A 20,454-nucleotide genomic window follows, 5' to 3' on the forward strand; every position below is an offset into this window, starting at 1 on the left:
ACATTATTCTTTATTTATTATTGGCTAAGGCCATGCCTTCTAATACAGTGAATGCAGCATAAAGTTGATAATCATTATGCAATAAATCATCAAGTTGGGTTTGAGGATTTTTTGCAGCTTTTTCTGCATTTGTTTTATTAAGCAGGTGCCCACTAAGATCTGCTTCGCTAAATCCAGTGGCATCTTTATTTTTGGTCCCAGCATTCTTAGGGATTTCCAACTCATTAACCACGATATCAGGCACAATTCCTTTAGCTTGGATTGAGGCTCCTGATGGGGTGTAGTAAAGAGCAGTAGTTAACTTAATTCCTGTTTTACTATCAAGCGGTAATACAGTTTGTACTGAACCTTTACCAAAGCTGGTTGTACCTAGCACCACAGCGCGTTTATTATCTTTTAGAGCCCCGGCCACAATTTCTGCGGCAGATGCAGAACCATTATTAATTAACACGACCATAGGCGCATGGTTTAGCACATCAATACCTTTAGACAAAGCGGTAAAGTCAGTGCCAGGTAAGCGACCCTTAGTAGAAACAATCGTTTCTGGCTTACCGGATTTATCTTTACCAAGGAAGGCATCTGAAACTTGAATAGCTGCATCAAGCAAGCCCCCTGGGTTGTTTCTTAAATCCAAGATCAGACCTTTTAAGTTACCGCCAGATTGCTGTTTCAAGCGCTCAATGGCTTGTAACATATCTCGTCCAGTTAAGGCTTGGAATTGGGTCAAGCGAATGTAGCCATAGCCTGGAGTCAAGAGTTTGCTTTGTACGCTTTTGATTTGAATAACTTCTCGTACTAAATCAAAGGTCAATGCTTTATTTACGCCTTTACGGAGTACCGTAAGCTGAATGGTACTGCCGGCTTTACCGCGCATCAGATTTACCGCATCCTTTAAAGACAGGCCTTGAACAGATTCTTTGCCTAATTTAATGATGTAGTCGCCAGATTTGATCCCTGCTTTAAAAGCAGGAGTATCAACTAACGGAGTTACGACTTTAACCACACCATCTTCCATAGTCACTTCAAGTCCTAATCCACCAAATTCACCACTAGTTGATGTTTGTAGTTCTTTAAATTCTTCTTCATCCAAGTAACTTGAATGAGGGTCTAAACCACTGAGCATCCCGCGGATGGCATTATCAAATAGTTCCTTGTCGTCTGTTGGTTTCACATAATATTTTTTAATTTCCCCAATCGCATTGGAAAAGCGTTGTACATCTTCCAATGGTACGCCCTTAGATTCAGAACTAGCGTTAGTGCTGTCTTGTGGGTCATCAGCTGTAAAGGCCGTCAGAGGTAACATCAATGTGAACGCATACACTACCGCAAGCGTGCAAGGATATAGTTTTCTTATCAACATAGCGATCTCCTCGGATGCAGGCCAACAAAATAAGCCGTCTTCTTTTTTTTATTCTTAATTTTTAAATGCAATTTAAGTGCCAGAGGTGTAGGCAATTACTTTAAATCCTCTTAATTCTAATTTGTCAAAGTAATCAACAACATGCCTGTCAACCTACGACAACCAAGCAAGAGGAGGGATTGCTTTTCCCCTTAGTCTTATTTCGAAGTATAGACCGTTTTCTTTAATTCCGCCGCTATGACCTACAGTTGCAATTTGTTCATTTTGTTTGACTAGTTCTCCTTTTCTCTTAAATAGCGATTCATTATGGGCATATAGGGTCATAAATCCTTGACCATGATCAACAATAATGAGTAAACCATAACCTTTTAGCCAATTACTAAAAACAACTTTACCAGGATATACGGCAGTAACCACCGCTCCTTCATCGGCAAAAAATGTCACTCCTTGGTTCATCTTACGTAAGGTTTGCCTATTTGTTTGTACGGGAAACGGCAATTTTTTGCGCATTTGATTGAAGGGCTGGCTGGGTTGCGGGACACTTTGTTCAGCAAGTGTTTTTAGTAAGCGTGCTAAATTATTTTTATTTTTTTGCGCTTCTAGTAATTTATTTTGCTTGCTTTGAATTTCATTATTCAATGAGGTGATTAAAGCAGAATGATAATTTTTATTTTTTTCTAATTGCTGTTGATTTGTTATCAGTTCTTGTTTAAGGCTTTCCGTTGCTGCAAGCTCATTATTCAGTATTTCCTGGCTTTGTGTTAATTCATGTCGAGTAGTATCTATTTGCCCAATAAGTTGCTGCCGCGCTTTAATGATGTATTGGTAATAGGTTAAGATGCGGCTCACCTTATAGGGATCATCTTGATTAAGTAACCATTTTACAGGCTGGTGCTCTCCCATTTGATAGCGAGCACGGATATGTGTAGCGAATAGTTTTTGTTGGGCACTTAGCTGTTGGTTCAGTTGATTAACCTGTTTTTGTAGAGTAGCGATTTTTGTTGCTTTATCATCTAAGGTTTTTTGTAGGGCGCGTAGCTCCTGTATACTTTTACTGATTTGTTTGGCTGTGGCTGATAATTCGCGATTTAACACACTACGTTTATCATGTGCAGTGGTTAGGGTTTGCTGCAATTTGTTGATTTGTGCATCAATTTGCTTGAGTTGGCTCTGAGTTTGTTGCATGGTTGATGGTGCTGCGTACAAATGCAAACAAAGTAGCATGCCCAAAGACATGCTTACCTTGTTATTCTTTAACTTCTTGGTGCATTTAATCATGAGTATCTTTTTCTAACAATTGATGTCCCGTCATTTCTGCCGGTGGTGTAATTCCCAACAGCGCCAGCATGGTTGGTGCTATATCTGTTAAGCTGCCTTCAGCGCGGGTAAAATGCCAATTACCGCCAACATAAACTAAGGGGACTGGCTCACTAGTATGAGCAGTATGAGCCTGGTGTGTTGACTCGTCAAACATTTCCTCGGCATTCCCGTGATCGGCGGTAATGAGAAGCTGTCCACCTTGTTGCTCTAGTGCCTTCCAAACGCGATGCATGCACTGATCCAAACATTCAATAGCCTGGATAGTAGCATCAAAATCACCGGAATGTCCCACCATATCGGCATTGGCATAGTTACAAATAATGACGTCATAGGCTTGGTTGCTAATTGCTTCAACCAAACGATCAGTTAATTGCGGGGCACTCATTTCTGGTTGCAGGTTGTAAGTTGCTACTCTTGGTGATGGTATTAAAATACGCTCTTCATTATCAAAGACTTGCTCTTTGCCTCCGTTAAAGAAAAAGGTGACATGCGCATATTTTTCTGTTTCCGCAATCCGCAATTGGCGCAAACCATGGGCTGCAAGTACTTCCCCCAGCGTATTATTTAAAGGGATTGGTGGAAATGCGGAAGTAGTCGCTAAGTTTTTATCGTATTGAGTCATGCTAACAAAATAGGATAAGCGAGGGCATGCTTGGCGGTTAAAATGTTCAAATGAGGAATTAATAAACGCCGTAGTTAATTGCCTGGCTCGGTCAGCGCGAAAATTAAAAAATAAAATTGCATCTCCATCCTTAATGATGGCGCCTGAATCAATTTGAGTAGGGGGAATAAATTCGTCCGTGAGATTCTGTTGATAATAAAATTTAATGGCTGTTTCTGCGTCTGTGAATTGATGCTGGCTTTGGCCCAGAGTTAATAAATTATAGACAGGGGCAATGCGCTCCCAACGATTATCACGATCCATTGCATAATAGCGGCCACTAATAGAGCAAATGCGGGCAACGGGATATTTTTGCAGTTCCGCATTTAAACGCGCAATACTCTGCAGTGCACTTTGGGGAGGGGTATCTCGCCCGTCCAAAAATAAGTGCAAGCAAACAGCATGAAAATTATATTGGGCGCAAAGTGCGAGTAAAGCGAATAAGTGGTGCTCATGACTGTGAACGCCACCTGGTGAGAATAAACCCATAATATGAAGTGACTTTCCGGTTTGCTTTAATTTTTGGAGCATATTAAGAAAGACTGGATTTTTAGCGAACTCACCCTCTGCAATGCTTTGATTAATCCGGGTAAAGTCTTGCTGAATTATGCGGCCAGCACCAATGTGCATATGTCCTACTTCAGAATTACCCATTTGTTCATCGGGCAAGCCTACAGGAAGACCTGAGGCATTTAAAAGCATATGAGGACGTGTTTGCCACCATTCGTCCCATTGCGGAGTATTGGCCTGAGCAATAGCATTGTGTTTATTATTCTTATTATAACCCCAACCATCCAAAATCATCAGCAGTAGGGGAGCTCTTTTGTGCATGCAACGCTCCATACGTTAAATAGAAAGCGATTATACTATTATCTTTTGTAGGGTCACAATCTGAAGTTGCAGCACTTTTCTTTAGTAAATTTGCTTGATTTATCGTAATACATCCTCGAATAGCTCTTAAAATTTCATGTTAAAAAGGTTAGACTATGCACATTTTTTGAAGGTAGGAAGAGTCGTTTTGGAACAAAAAATTCCCCAACACATAGCCATAGTGATGGATGGCAATGGACGCTGGGCTGAAAATAAAGGTCTGCCACGTATTGAAGGTCATAAAGTTGGTGTTGAATCGGTACGAAAAATGATTCGTGCGTGTATGGCCAAAAATGTTGCTTGTTTAAGTTTATTTGCATTTAGCTCTGAAAACTGGGCTCGTCCCATGGAAGAGGTTTCCTTTTTAATGGAGTTATTTATAGAGTCCTTGCGTCGAGAGCTTAGCGAATTAAATCAGAATGGAGTGCGGATGTATTTTACAGGAGATCGCAGTTTATTGTCTCCTAAGCTGCAACAACAAATGCGTGAGGCTGAGTCTGTCACCGCGAATAATACCCAATTGACGCTGAATATCGTAGTCAATTACGGTGGAAAATGGGATTTAGTTACTGCTGCCAAAAAAGCGGCCCAAGAAATTGTCCAAGGGCAGTTGACTCTTGATGAGCTTAATGAAGCACGTTTTGCCAGTTATTTGGATACGGCGAATTTGCCGGATCCAGATTTATTTATTCGTACTAGTGGTGAATTACGCATCAGTAATTTTTTTCTTTGGCAGCTTGCTTATACCGAGCTTTATTTTACAGAAGTACATTGGCCAGATTTTGGTGAAGAAGAGCTTGATAAAGCCTTAGCTTCATTTAATAAAAGAAAAAGGCGTTTCGGGCAAATATCTAATTGAACTAATGCATGGGGCTTAGAGATCAGAAGGTTCACGAGATATGTAAATTTCGTCATTGCGAGCCATAGCGAAGCAACCCAGAACGATGCTTCGTTAAGACTCAGTACTGGGTTGCTTCACTTTGTTCGCAATGACAGCAGTTTTCCCTTGCAAACGGGAATGATAATATTCTTTGCTTAATGCGGTGAGTTAAGTCACGTCAAATCATTTATAGAGGGCAGTCTTATGTTTTTACAACGATTAATTACCTCCTTAATTTTAGTGCCCTTAGTTTTATTTATCATTTTTTATGGCCCGCCTTGGCTGTTGGCAAGCATTGCTATCTTGATTTTTTTAGCTGCAGGCAGAGAAGCTTTTCAATTAATTCCCATACGCCATGTAGGCATGCAGCTAGGTTTTCTTGCGCTCATGTTTTTGGCATTATGGGCATGTGGTCATTTATTTTCTTACTGGCTTGGGTTGGGCTTAATTCTCTGGGCTTTTAACATAGTTGCTATTATTACTTTTCCTAAGTCGCAAGAATATTGGGGGTATCCTGCAGTGGTTGCAGGTGCCTGTATCCTGCTCTTACCTTTATTTATTCAAAGCTTGGTTCATTTATACTTTTTGACAAATGGCAAGGCACTCCTGGTTTATTTGCTATTTTTAATTTGGGCATCTGATATTGGCGCCTACTTGAGTGGCAAAATGATGGGCAAAAATAAGTTGATTCCTCAAGTAAGCCCAGGAAAATCTTGGGAGGGCGTGCTAGGTGGCCTAATTTTGTCTATGATTATAGCAGGGGTTGGCAGTATGTATTTTCATCCCGTTGCTATGGGGTACTGGTTATTTTTAGCTTTTTGCACGGTAATTATTTCAATTTTCGGCGATTTATTTATCAGTATTCTAAAGCGGCGTTGTCATTTAAAGGATACAGGAACGTTAATTCCTGGTCATGGTGGTATTTTAGATCGCCTGGATAGTTTAATTGCTGCTCTGCCGTTCTTTTACTTTGGACTAACTGTGGGGTAGCGCTATGCTTTTAACATTACTGTATTTTTTATTAGCCCTGTTGTTATTGGTAACTATCCATGAATATGGTCATTTTCAAGTTGCCCGCTGGTGTGGGGTTAAAGTGCTGCGCTTCTCTTTTGGCTTTGGAACCATTTTAGCACGTTGGAAAGACAAAAAGGGGACGGAATACGCCTGGTCGCTTTTTCCCTTTGGCGGTTATGTGAAAATGCTGGATGAGTCTGAAGGTGAGGTGCCAGAAAACGAACGGCATTTAGCGTTTAATAACCAATCGGTGTGGAAGCGTATTGCCATTGTGCTTGCTGGGCCAATGTTTAATTTCATTTTTGCTTTTTTTGCCTTATGGTTGGTTTTAGTTATAGGCATGCCCTCATTGGCGCCAATGATTGATGGCGTACGTCCTGGTAGTATTGCTGCAGAGTCAGGACTTAAGGCAAAAGAGGAAATCATTTCATTAAATAACGTTAAGATAAACAGTTGGCGAGATTTTCAATATGCCATGATGCCCATGGTAGGTTCTAATGAAACAGTGCATCTGGTGGTCAAATCTTTAGATAATGGCCAACAAAGTCAAATCTCCTTACCTTTAGCGAATTGGGTGCTGGATGATAAAAAGCCTGATCCACTAAAAAGCCTAGGCATAGAACCATTTATTCCATCGATTCCTCCAATTGTGGGTGAGGTAATACCAGACTCTCCTGCAGACAAAGCGGGATTGAAAACTGCTGATAAAATTCTGAGTGTGGATGGTAAATCGTTTAAAGATTGGTTATTTTTGGTTGAGTACGTACAGGCGCGTCCTGATACGCAAATCATCCTGCACATTAATCGAAAAGGAACAATGCAAAACTTGAGTGTCCATACGGGAAGCCAAGATAATAAAGGAAAACTTGAAGGCTTTTTAGGGGTTCGCTCTCAAAAGGTTAAGTGGCCTGAGCACTGGTTACGTATGGAGCGAGAACATCCTCTTGCCGCATTAAGTACCGCATTAAAACAAACCGTACAACTAACTGGCACGACCTTCACGTTAATGGGACGTTTGGTTACAGGTAAACTAGGCTTAAATAGTATTAGTGGACCTGTTGGTATTGCTCAAGGGGCAGGGGATTCAGGACGTGGTGGTTTAGCATCGTACCTATTTTTTCTAGCTTTAGTAAGTATTAGTTTAGGCGCCTTAAATTTGTTACCCATTCCTATGCTTGATGGCGGACATTTGTTGTATTATGTCGTCGAACTTATTCAACGCAAGCCCGTATCCGATAGTTTGAAGTCAGCGGGAGCATATGTAGGCTTGTTGTTGTTGGCGGCGTTGATGTTTATCGCCTTGACGAATGATTTATCAAGATTGACGGGTTAGCGGCAATAGAAGCTTGACAGTAGTTTCTACTTCCTATAAAAAGTGCTTCAAAATTTAATGTATCTGGATATTTTTTATATCCAGATCGCATGTGTACTTCGCATCGACATAAATTGTTTTTTAGCATCTGCTAAAAGCGTTAGAGTCGAGCGAGGTAAAACTGGACGTAAAATAATAATGAAAAAGATCAGTAGTAAGTTTTTAGTAGGGGTTTGTTGTTCAACGCTTTTAGCTTGGTCAACACAAACAATGGCAGATGAAGGTTTTGTTGTTCGCAGTATTAAAGTAACTGGTTTACAACGGGTTTCTACCGGAACAGTATTAAACTATATTCCTGTTCAAGTTGGTGAAGAAATTAACTCCAGCTCAACTGGTGAAATTATTCGTGCTCTTTACGATACTGGTTTTTTTCAGTCAGTTTCTTTAGAGCGTCAAGGTAATACCCTCGTTGTTAATGTGGTTGAGCGCGCAACAATTGGGGCAATTAATATTACGGGAAATAAAGAAATCCCTTCTGACAAAATGAAAGAGTTCCTAAAGGAAATGGGATTAGTAAAAGGACGAGTGTTTCAAACCTCGACTTTAGAGCGCTTAGAGAAAGAGTTAAAAAAAGCTTATACTTCCAGAGGAAAATACAACTCTCGTATTGAAACCCGCGTAACCCCACTGACTGATAATCGTGTAGCGATTAACATTACGGTTTCGGAAGGGCGTGTATCGCGAATTAAGAAAATCAAAATTATCGGAAATCATGATTTTAAAGACAGTGAGTTATTACCTGAGCTGTCATTATCTACTTCGAATTTATTTACATATTTTACGAAAAAAGATCAATACTCGAAAGCCAATATGGATGCTTCGTTAGAAGCGTTACGCTCCTATTATTTAGATAGAGGGTATTTGAAGTTTAATATCGTTTCATCTCAAGTTTTATTATCTCCAGATAGAAAAGATGTATTCATCAATATTCATGTGGATGAAGGCCCTCAATACCGTTTTTCTGGCTATAAAGTAGTGGGGAAGACTGTGGTGCCTAAAGAAAAAATCGATTCCTTGATTCAAGTTCGTAAGGGTGCAGTGTTCTCCCGCAAGAAGGTCACCGAATCTATTTCTGCAATTGGCCTAGCTTTAGGGGATGTAGGCTATGGTTTTCCGGCAATTAATGCCGAGCCTCAGTTAGACGAAAAAGATAAAACGGTATTTATTACCTTTATGGTGGAGCCAGGACGTCATGTTTATGTTCGTCGTATTAAGTTCCATGGTAATACGAAAACCAGTGATTACGTATTACGCAGCGTGATCCGCCAAGATGAGGGTGGGTTACTCTCCTTACACAATATTAAAGAATCTGAAAGGCAATTGCGTTTATTAGGTTATTTGAAAAATGTGGATGTGAAAACAACGCCAGTTCCAGGGGCAAATAACCAGGTAGATATGGACGTTCAGGTGGAGGAAGCACCATCGGCAGAAGCCAGTGCTTCGATTGGTTATGGTACTAACGGTTACCAAGTTAATGCATCAATTAATCAGCATAACTTTATGGGTACTGGTCGTTCCATGGGAGCTGCCTTCACCTCCAGCAAGTGGGGACAAGATTATAATGTAAGCTACTATAATCCATTTTTCACGGATACAGGGATTGGACGAGGCGTAAATCTTTATTTTGCCCGAGTCGATCCTAGAAATCTAAACGTCAGTACTTACAACTCTAACCGTTTTGGTGGTGATGTAAATTATAATTTCCCACTAGGTGAAGCCAGCAGTTTTCAATTAGGTTATGGCTACCAGGATGTGGAAATTAAAAGCGTGGGTTATGTTATCCCCATTAAAAACTTCGTAACAGAATATGGCCGCCATTTCCAAGAGATCCGTTTATCTTCTGGTTGGGCGAGAAATAGCTACGATCAATTCCCATACCCCACGCGCGGTATGAATCAACAGTTTACTGCCGTAGTGGCGCTACCAGCTAGCTCAAACTCACTATCTTATTATAAAAGTTCTTATCAAGCGCGCCTTTACCAGCCAATCATCAGAGGATGGATTTTCTCTTTACAAGGCTTTGCTGGTTATGGAAACATGTTTAATAACAGAGGCTTACCGTTCTTTGAAAACTATTATGCGGGGGGTACGGCATTACCAGGGCAGGTTCGTGGTTATGATAGTTTCTCTTTAGGCCCATTGGATAACTACCATAATTCAATAGGGGGTAACTTCTTGGCGAGTGCCAGTGCTGGTCTTATTTTACCCTATCCTCTAAGCCGTGATAATGTCAGAACCACTATTTTTGCTGATGCGGGTAACGTATTTGCATACAATACTGCACCTATATTTACTGGTCTTGACGCAGGTCCAATACGTTATTCTGCCGGTGTGTCTGTAGAATGGCGCTCTCCTTTTGGTCCATTAGCATTTAGCGTGGCAAAAGCACTGAATCCCCAGCGCTTTGACCAGCAACAACTGTTCCAGTTTGCGTTGTCTTCTGGATTCTAATAGGTCATGTCGGCTGAGCTGCTGTTCAGCTCAGCTGACATATTTCTGCTGCTACTAAAAATATTTTCAATCCCCTCCTTGTACATATCGCAACCCATTTCGAATTGTGCTAGCATCTTGGTCTTTAAATTTTGGAGAAAGTCTATGAAGCGGTTTGGTGGCGTTTTAGCCTTTGTTTTGAGCGTATTTTGTGCTAGTGCATTTGCTGATGCGGCAAAGATTGGTGTTGTTGATTTACAAAAAATCATGCAGACTTCCAGTCAAATGAAAGATATCCAGCAAAAGTTGGAAAAAGAATTCAAACCACGTCGTGACAAGTTAGTTGCCATGGAAGCAAGTTTGAAATCCGATATGGAAAAGTTTAAGCGTGATAATGCCATAATGAGTGCTACTCAGAAGAAAGACTTAGAAAAGAAAATTATTGCAGCGCAACAACAATTTGAGCGTGATGGTCAACAATATCAACAAGAATTAAGCACTGCAAACAATGAAGCAATGGAAGGTTTATACACTAAAGTTCGTGCAGCCATTTCTAAAGTTGCTAAAGATGGTAAATACGATCTAATCGTGCAAAAAGATGCTGCACCTTTCAGTGCTGATACTCTTGATGTCACTGACAAAGTTGTTAAAGCAATTAACTAATTCGGCGTAATAAAGTTGCTAACTGTAGCACAATTAGCTGAGCGTTTAGATGGCGTGTGGCATGGCGATGCCAATCACGCCATTTTTTCATTGGCTTCACTAAGCAGGGCAAGCGCTCAAGATCTTGCTTATTACGATAATCCGATCTTTGCTCAAACTTTAAGTAATACGGCAGCAGGTGCTGTATTACTTAAAGCAGAGCATCACGGCACATATTCTGGTAATGTCATTATTGTTTCTAATCCTTTACAGGCGATGACGCAAGCCGCGCAGTATTTATCTCAACCTCAGTCCCGAACAGTCGCAATTGCAGCAAGCGCACAAATCCATCCGACAGCCCAATTGGGGAAGGATGTTATAGTGGGCGACTACAGTGTTATTGGAGCCGGGGTACAACTTGCTGAGGGCGTTATGATCGGTGCACATACCGTGATTGAAGCGAATGTGCGGATTGGCAAATATAGCCAGATTGCCCATAATTCGGTGGTGCATGCTGGAGCTCAAATTGGTGCGCATGTGGTTATTAATTCAGGGACGGTAGTAGGTGCATCGCCTTTTAACTATGTAAAGCGCCAGGGTTGCTGGTCGCAAGACCTCGTTGTCGGTGGTGTGATCCTTGCAGATAAAGTTCATCTGGGGGCGAATACAGTAATTGATCGCGGCACTTTAGGCGATACATATTTGGCTGAAGGGGTCTGCGTTGATAATTTAGTGCAAATTGCTCACGATGTGCTGATTGGTAAAAATACGGTGATTGCCGGCTGTGCGGCAATAGGTGCTTATACACAAATTGGGGCTGATTGCATTATTGGTGGTGCCAGCAGTATTGCCGCTTATGTGCATTTGGCTGCTGATATTGTGATTACTGGTATGTCCACTGTGAATAAATCTCTTGCTAAATCGGGTATTTATTCTTCCGGAACATTAGTCCATGAACATGCGCGCTGGCGCCGTAATGCAGCACGATTTCGGCGATTGGATGATTATGTAATGAGATTAGGTGCTCTTGAAAAGAAAGTGACCACATAGAGTTACTACCATTTTACTTAAAATAGTAGAAATATAAATCAACCTTAATATTAATAATTGCTTTGGACTGATTAAAGCAGGATAATGTCTCCTCTTTTTACAAAGTCCAAAAGGTGTAATTGAATATTCTGTTCAATCATACCCAAACCTGATACTAAAACAGGAAAATAAGAATGAGCGAATCTATATTAGATATCAAACAAATTTTTAATTTGTTGCCTCACCGTTACCCAATGATGTTGGTTGATAGGGTATTAGATTACAAAGTTTTTGATTATTTGACTGCGATAAAAAATGTTACGGTTAATGAGAACTTTTTTACGGGTCATTTCCCAGAAAATCCAGTAATGCCAGGTGTGTTAATGCTTGAAGCGTTAGCACAAGCAAGTGGAATTTTAGCAGCAGTATCTCATGATCATGCGGATAATGTACTGCATTTTTTTGCAGGCATTGATAACGCAAAATTTAAACATGTAGTTACTCCGGGAGATCAATTACGCTTGGAAGTAAAATTCTTAGGAAGGAAAAAAGCGTTTTGGCGTATGCATGGCGAAGCTTATGTAGGCGATAAACTGGCCTGTTCTGCGGATTTATTAAGTGCGGCAAAGGAAATTCAAAAGTGATAGATGAAAGAGCAATAATTCACCCATCTGCTAAACTAGCGAAAGGTGTAACTGTAGGTCCTGGCGCAGTGATTGGTGCAGAAGTGGAAATCGGTGAGAATACCTGGATAGGTCCTTATGCAGTGCTTAAAGGTCCAACGACCATTGGTAAAAATAATAAAATTTTCCAGTTCGCCTCTTTAGGTGATGAGCCACAAGATGTCACTTATAAAGGCGAGTCTACGCGCCTGGAAATAGGTGATAATAATATTATTCGTGAATATTGTATGATTAACCGCGGCACGGTCAAAGGCGGCGGAGTGACGCGTATTGGTAATAATAATTTCTTAATGGCTTATACCCACGTTGGCCATGATTGCATGCTCGGTAATAACATTATTCTTATTAGTTATGGCGCCTTATCTGGGCATGTAACGGTTGATGACTATGCCATTATTGGTGGTTATGCTGCAGTACATCAGTTTTGTCATGTAGGCGCTTATGCCTTTATTGCTCGAGCTACGTATGTTTCTAAAGATGTACTTCCGTATATTATGGTTGCTGGATATACTTCTTCGGTGTATGGGATTAATACTGTAGGTTTACGGCGCCGCGGATTTTCTTCTGAAGCAATTAATTCACTACGCCGAGCGTATAAAGTGATTTACCGCAAAGGGCTCACAGTACAACAATCAATTGCTGAGCTGGAGCTGATGCAGAATGAATGTCCTGAAGTGATTCCGATGATTGACTTATTAAATCGATCAACGCGTGGTATTGTACGATAAATTTAAAGACTACCTACTTCATTGATAAGTGGGCGGATATATCAAACCGGATTTGATACAAACAATGTAAAGGTCAGCCCTCAAAATTGCCTAGATGCTGCGACTTTGTCTGAGATATCCATGAATATCCCGGATTCGTGGGCAAGCCGCGGGAACTAGGTTAAAGGGCTGCTCCTTAACAATACATCATAAGTTAGAGTGACAGCCTATGTTAGATATTCAACTATTACGAGATGATCCTCAATTCGTTGCCTCCCAGTTGTTAAAGCGTGGTTTTCAATTTGATATTGCTTCATTTACATCGCTAGATGAAAAGCGTAAAGAATTGCAAGTAGCAACCCAAGCTTTGCAAAATGAGCGAAACACCCGTTCCAAAGCCATTGGTATTGCTAAATCTCGTGGTGAAGATATTGAACCTATGCGTGAAGAAGTGAATCGCATTGGAGCCGAGTTAGAGCAAAAAAAGCAGGAGCTGGATGATTTATTACAGCAAATCGAGGCCATTGCCTTGCGCCTGCCTAATATCCCCCATGAATCAGTACCTGTTGGTGTCGATGAAAATGATAATGTGGAAGTGAGACGCTGGGGAACAATTCCTAGTTTTGACTTTCCCGTAAAGTCACATGATGAGCTTGGTGAGGCATTAGGGCAAATGGATTTTGCAATGGCTGCTAAGTTAACGGGCAGTCGTTTTGTCGTGATGCGTAATCAATTAGCTCGGTTACATCGGGCTTTGATTCAATTTATGTTGGATATTCATACTCAACATCATGGCTATCAGGAAATTTATGTTCCTTATATTGTTAATGCAGACAGTCTCTTAGGTACAGGACAATTACCCAAGTTTGAAGAGGATTTATTTAAGTTAACTGGTGATCAAGGGTATTACTTAATCCCAACCGCTGAAATCCCTGTGACAAATACGGTTCGTGATACCTTACTTAGCGAAGATATGTTACCAATGCAATACGCATGCCATACCCCTTGTTTTCGTAGTGAGGCGGGTTCTTACGGCAAAGATACTAAAGGGATGATTCGTCAGCATCAATTCGAAAAGGTAGAGTTGGTGTGGGTAACAAAACCGGAAGAATCATATAATGCTTTAGAACAGTTAGTTAAGCATGCAGAAACAATTTTACAACGTTTGGAATTACCTTATCGAGTAGTAACCTTGTGCTCTGGTGATATGGGGCCTAGTGCTGCAAAAACTTATGACATCGAAGTATGGTTGCCAAGCCAGAATATGTATCGTGAAATTTCTTCTTGTTCGAATATGGAATCATTCCAAGCTCGTCGCATGAAAGCGCGTTATAGACGTAATGAAGAACGTGATATAGAACCAGTTCATACCTTAAATGGTTCAGGTCTTGCCGTAGGTCGAACTTTAGTGGCCTTGATGGAAAACTACCAGGATCAAGAGGGTAACATTCATATCCCGATGGCTTTGCGGCCTTATTTAGGTGGTATGGAATGCATCAAAATAGGTATGCCATCCTAAGGAGTTTACGAGGAGGGATCTCCTGAGCGTAGTGCAATGCGACATTCAAGAGATCCTCACAGTATTTCGGGGTGATGGAATACAAGAAACAGGGATAGATATCAGCCCAATATAAATGTCGCCTTTCCAAATTGATTTCGCCATGATGCCTCCCTAAGTACGAAGAGTTACTCTCTTAATAATAGATACCACCTAGAGCTGATCCAATCGTAAAGATTGTTTCACTAGCCAAAAATCCTTCCAGGGATCTTCGGTCAATTGCTCAAGCCGTTTGGGTAATGTTTTTATCGTATAGCTATTTTCTTCAGTTTTTTTTGCTTAACTCATCCCAGGCAAGCGGTGTACTCACTGGGGCATGAGGCCGGTCGCAGGTTGAGTAGGCGCTAATCGCAGTAGCCGTTCGTTGATTTCTTAAATAATCGATGAATATTTTCCCTGCGCGTTTGGATTTAGTCATGGTGCTGATGTATTCATTAGGCTTTAATTTTTCTAAAAACTTCACAAAAACATGAGTGAACTCTTTAATGGTGTCAAAGGCCTTAACGAAATATAAGGCAAAATATAATCACTGACTGTTTCATAATAAGTAAGCAGCTCTTTTTTAGTAATTCTGTAAGGTTGGATAAAATAATGTTTCTTAATGCGAAATCTTGTTCATGACATACTGATAATGCTTTTCGGTAATATTGTATTGCGTAACTAAAATTGCTTACTATATTCTTCTGTTCAAAGAAGAAGCACCATAAATTTTGGTTGCCATCTCATAACATCTTAGTGCCGCAGTGTCCATGTTTTCCGCTTCATAACATTGACCTAATAAATGAATGCATAAGAAACATTGGCTACTTCATCTGAATTACTTTGTCTTAATTCAATGAATTTTTTTAAAGAGAAATAGCTTGTTGTTTTTCATCACCCCAAAAAAGAAACATTTTCCTAAATAAAGATAGCTTTCTGCTACTTCTGGATTTATACCAATTGCTTGAAGAAAAAAATCTTTAGCTATTCCATAATTATTTTCATCAAATGCTTTTACTCCATCGATATGAAATGAATTAAACCTGCTCAATCCTATTTATTACTAAAGTCACTTAGCTATCTCATTGCCAGTTTGGGCTGGGTATGTGGTAAAACCCAAATTAAATATGTTATTTGATCTATAATTAGTAAAGTTTACTTTTTTTCTTCCAATTAAATTCTATAATTAAAAAAAGATCCTCTTTTTACGTAAGGCCCAGAGCTGTTAATTAGTCAACCAACCCAGGAACCAGTCATGTCAACACAAGCGATTGTAAAAATGGGTAGCAAACAATTAGGAATTCCTTCAACACCTCTTATTGATTTTAATCCAATCCATGCACATCCGGAAATTGTCACATTACTGCAAAATATGAGAGATACCATGGAAGAGAAAGGGGGGGTAGGCATTACTGCGCCACAGGTAGGTTGTAATAAAAGAATTATCATGCTGGGATTTGAGAAAAGTAAACGTTATCCAAATGCAAAACCTGTTCCTTTTACCGTTTTAATTAATCCTTCTTATAAAGTAATTTCTGATGAAATGGTTGATGGTTGGGAGGGGTGTTTGAGTCTTCCATGTTTGCGTGGTTTGGTATCACGTTATAAAAAAATTGAATACAGTGGCTATGATGCGCAAGGCAATTTTATTACTGGGATTGCTGAAGGATTTCATGCCAGGATTATTCAGCATGAGTGCGATCATCTTGATGGAATCCTCTTTACTTATCGCTTAAAAGACTTACATGAATTTGGTTATGAGGATGAATTAGGGCCACGTATTTTTAATTATTAAATTCATGTGTAGTAAACAGGTGTAAGCTACTGAATTTAGATCAAATGATATTCCTTCTTTTCTATATCCTTGCTAAAGTTATTTGATTCGAATTAACGCACAATATTATCAATGTGCGAACCTAAGATGCAATATGAATGATTTTTTTGATTCAAATAGTTCATTACAGTTTTTATTCACTTACTTAAAACAACAAATCAGCGGGAATACAGCGGCTTTACTTCAGTTAATGAATCAAGAACAAAAAGATGCACCATTAACCTCAGAATTGGAGCTCTTGCAACAAGAGTATGCGGCTAAATGTGTTCAACGGATGTGGCGAAAAAGACAACTCCATCGCAAGTTTATTCAAGATCCCTATAACACGTATTTATCAATGATATCTTTAAACGATGAGCAGCGTTTATTATCTAGGGTTATGTTTGGGCGTCATGCAGCCGAATTACCCGCAAATTCTAAATATAAAACCACAAATCCTTATATCCAAATTCGTGCCTATTATCATCGTGATGATGATTTACCTACGATTTTTTTACAGCAATTACTCCGGCAATTTCAAATTGAACCAGAGCTGGAGAGCGTTAATGAGTACATGCCAGTAAGCTTATTAAAAAATACCCCTATCGAAGACATCATAAAGAATCATTTTCCCCTACTTAAAACACCTGTTGAATTAATTAAAAATGTAAACCATAGTATTGGCTTGTTAGTAATTCCACGCTGCAACTTTGGACAAATACTTAAAATAAAGGAGATTGTCCGCGCCTGTGGTGTTGTTGCATCGCCTTGGGAAATCGCCCAAAATATTAAAAAAGAACTTTATCCAGAGCCTATAGGCCCAGAAATTTCATGGCTTGATGATTTACCAGAAACCAGGGAAGAGTTGAAACAAAGCCGCGTATGGGAAAAAATATTAAAGATTGCTACAAGTAGCCGGCATCCTACGCGATTACTGGCTGCTAGTCTTGTTAAATTAGTTCAAGCATTACCCGAAATGCCTCCTGATGCAATCAGGCGCATTGGTTTGCTGCTAGAGTTAACCAATACTTTTTATGAATACCACTACCCACGTTATGCATTTTGTATTTACGTCATTATTCATGAGATTAGTTTGGCCTTATTAAAACAAACAGATGTATCGTTTCTGACAGATAGTTTTAGTGCATTTATTAGTGAGTCCAAAAAAACATTTCTTAGTTCGTTTGCTCTTAAAGAGGAACAGATTGCTAGTTCGCATTTTGTCGCCCTCCCTACACTGTCTGGCACTAATGCTTATGCCTTAGCCATGCAATTAGCCAGGCAGATGCAGACGCATACGGGTGCTGAACCCAAGGTTAAAGTATGCGCGCCCAGTTATTATGAGTTTGCGCATATTACCAAAAAAAATCTCACTGAATCAGATGCAGATATTTATATTCTTTCTGCGGGACCTATGGTTAATAAAGATGGGTTGACTCCCGGAGTAGATATTAATCACTTTGTGACCCGCAAAATGATTCAAAAAAAACGCAACAAACCCTTAACTATTATTGTTGATGCGACTACGGCGTTGTATTCTAATTTGCAATTAACTCCCGCAGTGCAGACCTTAATCGAAACGGGCGAGCTTTCAATTATTCTTCATGAAAGTCACCAAAAGTTTGGTTTGATTCATAGCGATCAAGCGCAATACGGACGTGTTTTAGGTCTTTGTGCTAAACGTAGTTATGCAGAAGAATTAATTCGGATGATGCAACAAAATGCGCAATATGATTTTAATCATCATGTAGATATGCGCATTGGCGCTTTTATTAGTAGTATTTGTGGTAGCTTGTTAGAGGAAATTAAACAGCAGCATTTTAGTAATGGCGCACTGTTAAGAAACCTATTAATAGAATCCTTATTAAGCAATAAGGATATAGTCACTCATAAAGACATGCTACCAAATTTAAATCAATTGTATTTTACTACGTCGCAACATGCTTCCTTCAATAATATTACGCGAAATATTATTGAACTACGCGATAGTTTTGGTCATTTTAGTTTTACTAAAATAGGGGTGGGGAAGTATCACCGAATTAGTGCAGATGCTTCCGATCATATTGATTGCCTTATTCTCGCCTCACAAATCTATATTGCCCAGCAATACAGTGCAGAGGAGTTAGTTTCAGTTTTATTAATGCATGCGCAAGCAAGCACTTCTTTAGGTTTGGAATATCAAATAATGGCCTTAGCGGTGCTTAATAAAATTAGTGCGGGGCTAGGTAGTTTGGATAACATCAACACGCTCGAATTGTTTGCTGCAATGCATTATGTTTTAGAGCAATGCGCATGCTTTTCTGGCCGTCAATATTATGCTCAGGTTATTAGTTATTTAGGAAGTCTCCGCGAAGAACTAATTAGGCAATATAAACCGGTAAACCCGATGCCTTTTTTGGGGGCGATAAATCTTCTATATCGAACAGGAATTAAAATTGCTCCATTGATTGAGTATTTACAGGCTCATGAGCAAATCAACTTACTTGCAAAAGTGAGCTCCGAAACCTGCTTAAATCGATTTATAAGACAAAATAATGCCTTAACGCAAAAACAATTAATGACCGTGTTTGCTCTTTTGGAAGCCCAATTAAACATTGCTGATTATTTGGAGCTTATTGGCAATGAGAAATTTTGTAATGGGGTATTAAAAATCCACGAGGCGAATCATCAGATTTTAAAAAACTTAAAAACTGCTTCAGAAAAACATCAAAAAGCCTGTAAATCATCTCCCCTGTATCTGGGGGAATGTTATCAAGCGTTAAGGAGTTATTATCAGCGAGCGCATCCTATAAAAGCAGAGGCTCAGGCCTTAATTGCCGCATTAGAGAAAGCCAAAGACCGTTATATACAGGGAGTACTTTGTCATGATCGCGACGCTCAGTCGCAAATGATGAGATTTATTTTAATGGTGGTTACTAATTTCTTTGCAGTTTTAACTTTGGGTGCTGCTCATGCTATTCATTATAAAGCTACAGGCCGTATTTTCTTTTTTGCCGGTACGAACTCAGAGAATGCCTTGTATGCAACGCATCAACATTTTAACGCCGAGTTGCAAATGCCCCCAGAGGTTAGGGCAGAAGCATAGCTTAGCTGTAGTGTAATGGCTTACAAGCTCTACACTTTTAATAGCTTCTTTGCAGGGCAAAATTCGCGAGCTTAGCTAAGGCGTCTTTATATTGTGATTCGGGTAAAATCACTAAATGAGATAGGGCGGTATCAATTTCCTGGGCGGCAACCTTTTTGGTATATTCAATTGCTTTCGTTTCTTCAAGCGCAACAAGAATTTCTGGTAAAAATTCCAGGCTTCCCTTTTTTAAACTGTCGGTAATTTGTTGTTTTTGTAACTCCGAGCCATGTTGCAAGGCATGAATTAAGGGTAAGGTGGCTTTACCATCTGCTAAGTCGTCGCCAATGTTTTTACCAATAGTTTTGGCATCCGAGCAATAATCCAAGGCATCATCAATAAGTTGGAAGGCATTCCCCAAATGTAACCCATAAGCATAAAGGCTATCCTGGACTTCTTGAGATGCGCCACTTAGCATCGGACCAATACAGGCGGACGCCGCAAATAACAAAGCAGTTTTTGCGCGAATAACATCAAAATATTCATCAAAGGTCAGAGTTGGATTATGACGATTTGTTAATTGTTTGACTTCACCACAACTGATTTCCAACGCCGTATTAGCAAAAAGTTTTAGAATAGCAGCATTGCCGGAATCCACCATTAACTGGATAGATTGAGTAAATAAATAATCACCAACTAAGATGCTGGCCTTGCTTCCCCAAATATTATTTGCGGTTTCACGGCCTCTTCTTAACGTGGATTCATCGACCACATCATCATGTAATAAGGTAGCAGTATGAAAGAATTCGACCATAGCCGCTAAAGCAACATGATTTTGACCTTGATAACCACAAGCATTACTGGCTAATAGCACCAATAGAGGACGCAAGCGTTTACCGCCGCTTTCAATGACATGGTGAGACATATCATCAATTAAACCTATTTGTGATTCAATTTTATTAACAATTAAAGCATTAACCGCGTTAAAATCATCAATTACTGTTTCGCGTATACTCTCAATCGTCATTGTTTTTCCTCAACCATTCAATCAGCAAATGCTAAAGTTGTACCG

Annotated in this window: 16 protein-coding genes; 11 read left to right on the forward strand and 5 right to left on the reverse strand. The window is 39.8% G+C overall.

All coding sequences use genetic code 11. The annotated features are described in order from the left end of the window. Window positions 1–10: 10 nt before the first annotated feature. From BN3124_RS02105 to gpmI, 3 genes are all read right to left on the reverse strand, one after another. Window positions 11–1,360, reverse strand: coding sequence for a S41 family peptidase (locus BN3124_RS02105; RefSeq protein WP_058533204.1), 1,350 nt, complete (start codon window positions 1,358–1,360; stop codon window positions 11–13). A 153-nt stretch (window positions 1,361–1,513) separates the two neighbouring features. After that, a complete protein-coding gene (locus BN3124_RS02110) occupies window positions 1,514–2,638 on the reverse strand; it encodes a murein hydrolase activator EnvC family protein (RefSeq protein WP_058533205.1) in 1,125 nt (374 codons plus the stop codon). Beyond that, window positions 2,631–4,172, reverse strand: a complete 1,542-nt coding sequence (gene gpmI, locus BN3124_RS02115) for a 2,3-bisphosphoglycerate-independent phosphoglycerate mutase (protein ID WP_058533206.1) — start codon at window positions 4,170–4,172, stop codon at window positions 2,631–2,633. The genes BN3124_RS02110 and gpmI overlap by 8 nt, the downstream gene beginning before the upstream one ends. 187 nt (window positions 4,173–4,359) lie before the next feature. Here gpmI and BN3124_RS02120 point away from each other — a divergent pair, with 187 nt between their 5' ends. The 9 genes from BN3124_RS02120 to serS all read left to right on the forward strand — a co-directional run bounded on the left by BN3124_RS02120 (window position 4,360) and on the right by serS (window position 14,487). After that, window positions 4,360–5,070 carry an isoprenyl transferase gene (locus BN3124_RS02120; RefSeq protein ID WP_196398886.1) on the forward strand — a complete coding sequence of 237 codons (711 nt, stop codon included), beginning with the start codon at window positions 4,360–4,362 and terminating at the stop codon, window positions 5,068–5,070. 225 nt (window positions 5,071–5,295) lie between these two features. Further along, a complete protein-coding gene (locus tag BN3124_RS02125) occupies window positions 5,296–6,081 on the forward strand; it encodes a phosphatidate cytidylyltransferase (RefSeq protein WP_058533208.1) in 786 nt (261 codons plus the stop codon). Window positions 6,082–6,085: 4 nt separating this feature from the next. Further along, a complete protein-coding gene (gene rseP, locus BN3124_RS02130) occupies window positions 6,086–7,438 on the forward strand; it encodes an RIP metalloprotease RseP (protein WP_058533209.1) in 1,353 nt (450 codons plus the stop codon). Between the two features lie 177 nt (window positions 7,439–7,615). Continuing rightward, window positions 7,616–9,928 (forward strand): outer membrane protein assembly factor BamA, encoded by a 2,313-nt coding sequence (bamA, locus tag BN3124_RS02135; RefSeq protein ID WP_058533210.1) that lies wholly within the window; start codon window positions 7,616–7,618, stop codon window positions 9,926–9,928. 144 nt (window positions 9,929–10,072) lie between these two features. Continuing rightward, window positions 10,073–10,570 carry an OmpH/Skp family outer membrane protein gene (locus BN3124_RS02140; protein ID WP_058533211.1) on the forward strand — a complete coding sequence of 166 codons (498 nt, stop codon included), beginning with the start codon at window positions 10,073–10,075 and terminating at the stop codon, window positions 10,568–10,570. Between the two features lie 15 nt (window positions 10,571–10,585). Beyond that, complete coding sequence (lpxD, locus tag BN3124_RS02145) at window positions 10,586–11,599, forward strand: UDP-3-O-(3-hydroxymyristoyl)glucosamine N-acyltransferase (RefSeq protein ID WP_058533212.1); 1,014 nt, start codon at window positions 10,586–10,588, stop codon at window positions 11,597–11,599. 173 nt (window positions 11,600–11,772) lie between these two features. After that, the gene (fabZ, locus tag BN3124_RS02150; RefSeq protein WP_058533213.1) at window positions 11,773–12,222 is read left to right on the forward strand and encodes a 3-hydroxyacyl-ACP dehydratase FabZ; all 450 of its coding nucleotides are present in this window, start codon (window positions 11,773–11,775) and stop codon (window positions 12,220–12,222) included. Further along, window positions 12,219–12,989, forward strand: coding sequence for an acyl-ACP--UDP-N-acetylglucosamine O-acyltransferase (gene lpxA, locus BN3124_RS02155; RefSeq protein ID WP_058533214.1), 771 nt, complete (start codon window positions 12,219–12,221; stop codon window positions 12,987–12,989). Before fabZ ends, lpxA begins: the two co-directional genes overlap by 4 nt. A 208-nt stretch (window positions 12,990–13,197) precedes the next feature. After that, window positions 13,198–14,487, forward strand: a complete 1,290-nt coding sequence (gene serS / locus BN3124_RS02160) for a serine--tRNA ligase (RefSeq protein WP_058533215.1) — start codon at window positions 13,198–13,200, stop codon at window positions 14,485–14,487. Window positions 14,488–14,791: 304 nt separating this feature from the next. Here serS and ligD read toward each other — a convergent pair whose 3' ends face one another. Further along, window positions 14,792–14,989, reverse strand: a complete 198-nt coding sequence (gene ligD, locus BN3124_RS17270) for a non-homologous end-joining DNA ligase LigD (RefSeq protein WP_058533216.1) — start codon at window positions 14,987–14,989, stop codon at window positions 14,792–14,794. Between the two features lie 771 nt (window positions 14,990–15,760). Here ligD and def point away from each other — a divergent pair. Both def and BN3124_RS02180 read left to right on the forward strand, forming a co-directional pair. After that, entirely contained in the window at window positions 15,761–16,300 is a 540-nt protein-coding gene (def, locus tag BN3124_RS02175; protein WP_058533218.1) for a peptide deformylase, read from the forward strand. 133 nt (window positions 16,301–16,433) lie between these two features. After that, window positions 16,434–19,403 (forward strand): hypothetical protein, encoded by a 2,970-nt coding sequence (locus tag BN3124_RS02180; protein ID WP_058533219.1) that lies wholly within the window; start codon window positions 16,434–16,436, stop codon window positions 19,401–19,403. A gap of 37 nt (window positions 19,404–19,440) precedes the next feature. Here BN3124_RS02180 and BN3124_RS02185 read toward each other — a convergent pair whose 3' ends face one another. After that, a complete protein-coding gene (locus tag BN3124_RS02185) occupies window positions 19,441–20,409 on the reverse strand; it encodes a polyprenyl synthetase family protein (RefSeq protein ID WP_058533220.1) in 969 nt (322 codons plus the stop codon). Window positions 20,410–20,454 lie beyond the last annotated feature (45 nt).

Origin of the sequence: Legionella saoudiensis, from assembly GCF_001465875.1 — a bacterium.
In the GTDB taxonomy this organism is placed as follows: domain Bacteria; phylum Pseudomonadota; class Gammaproteobacteria; order Legionellales; family Legionellaceae; genus Legionella; species Legionella saoudiensis.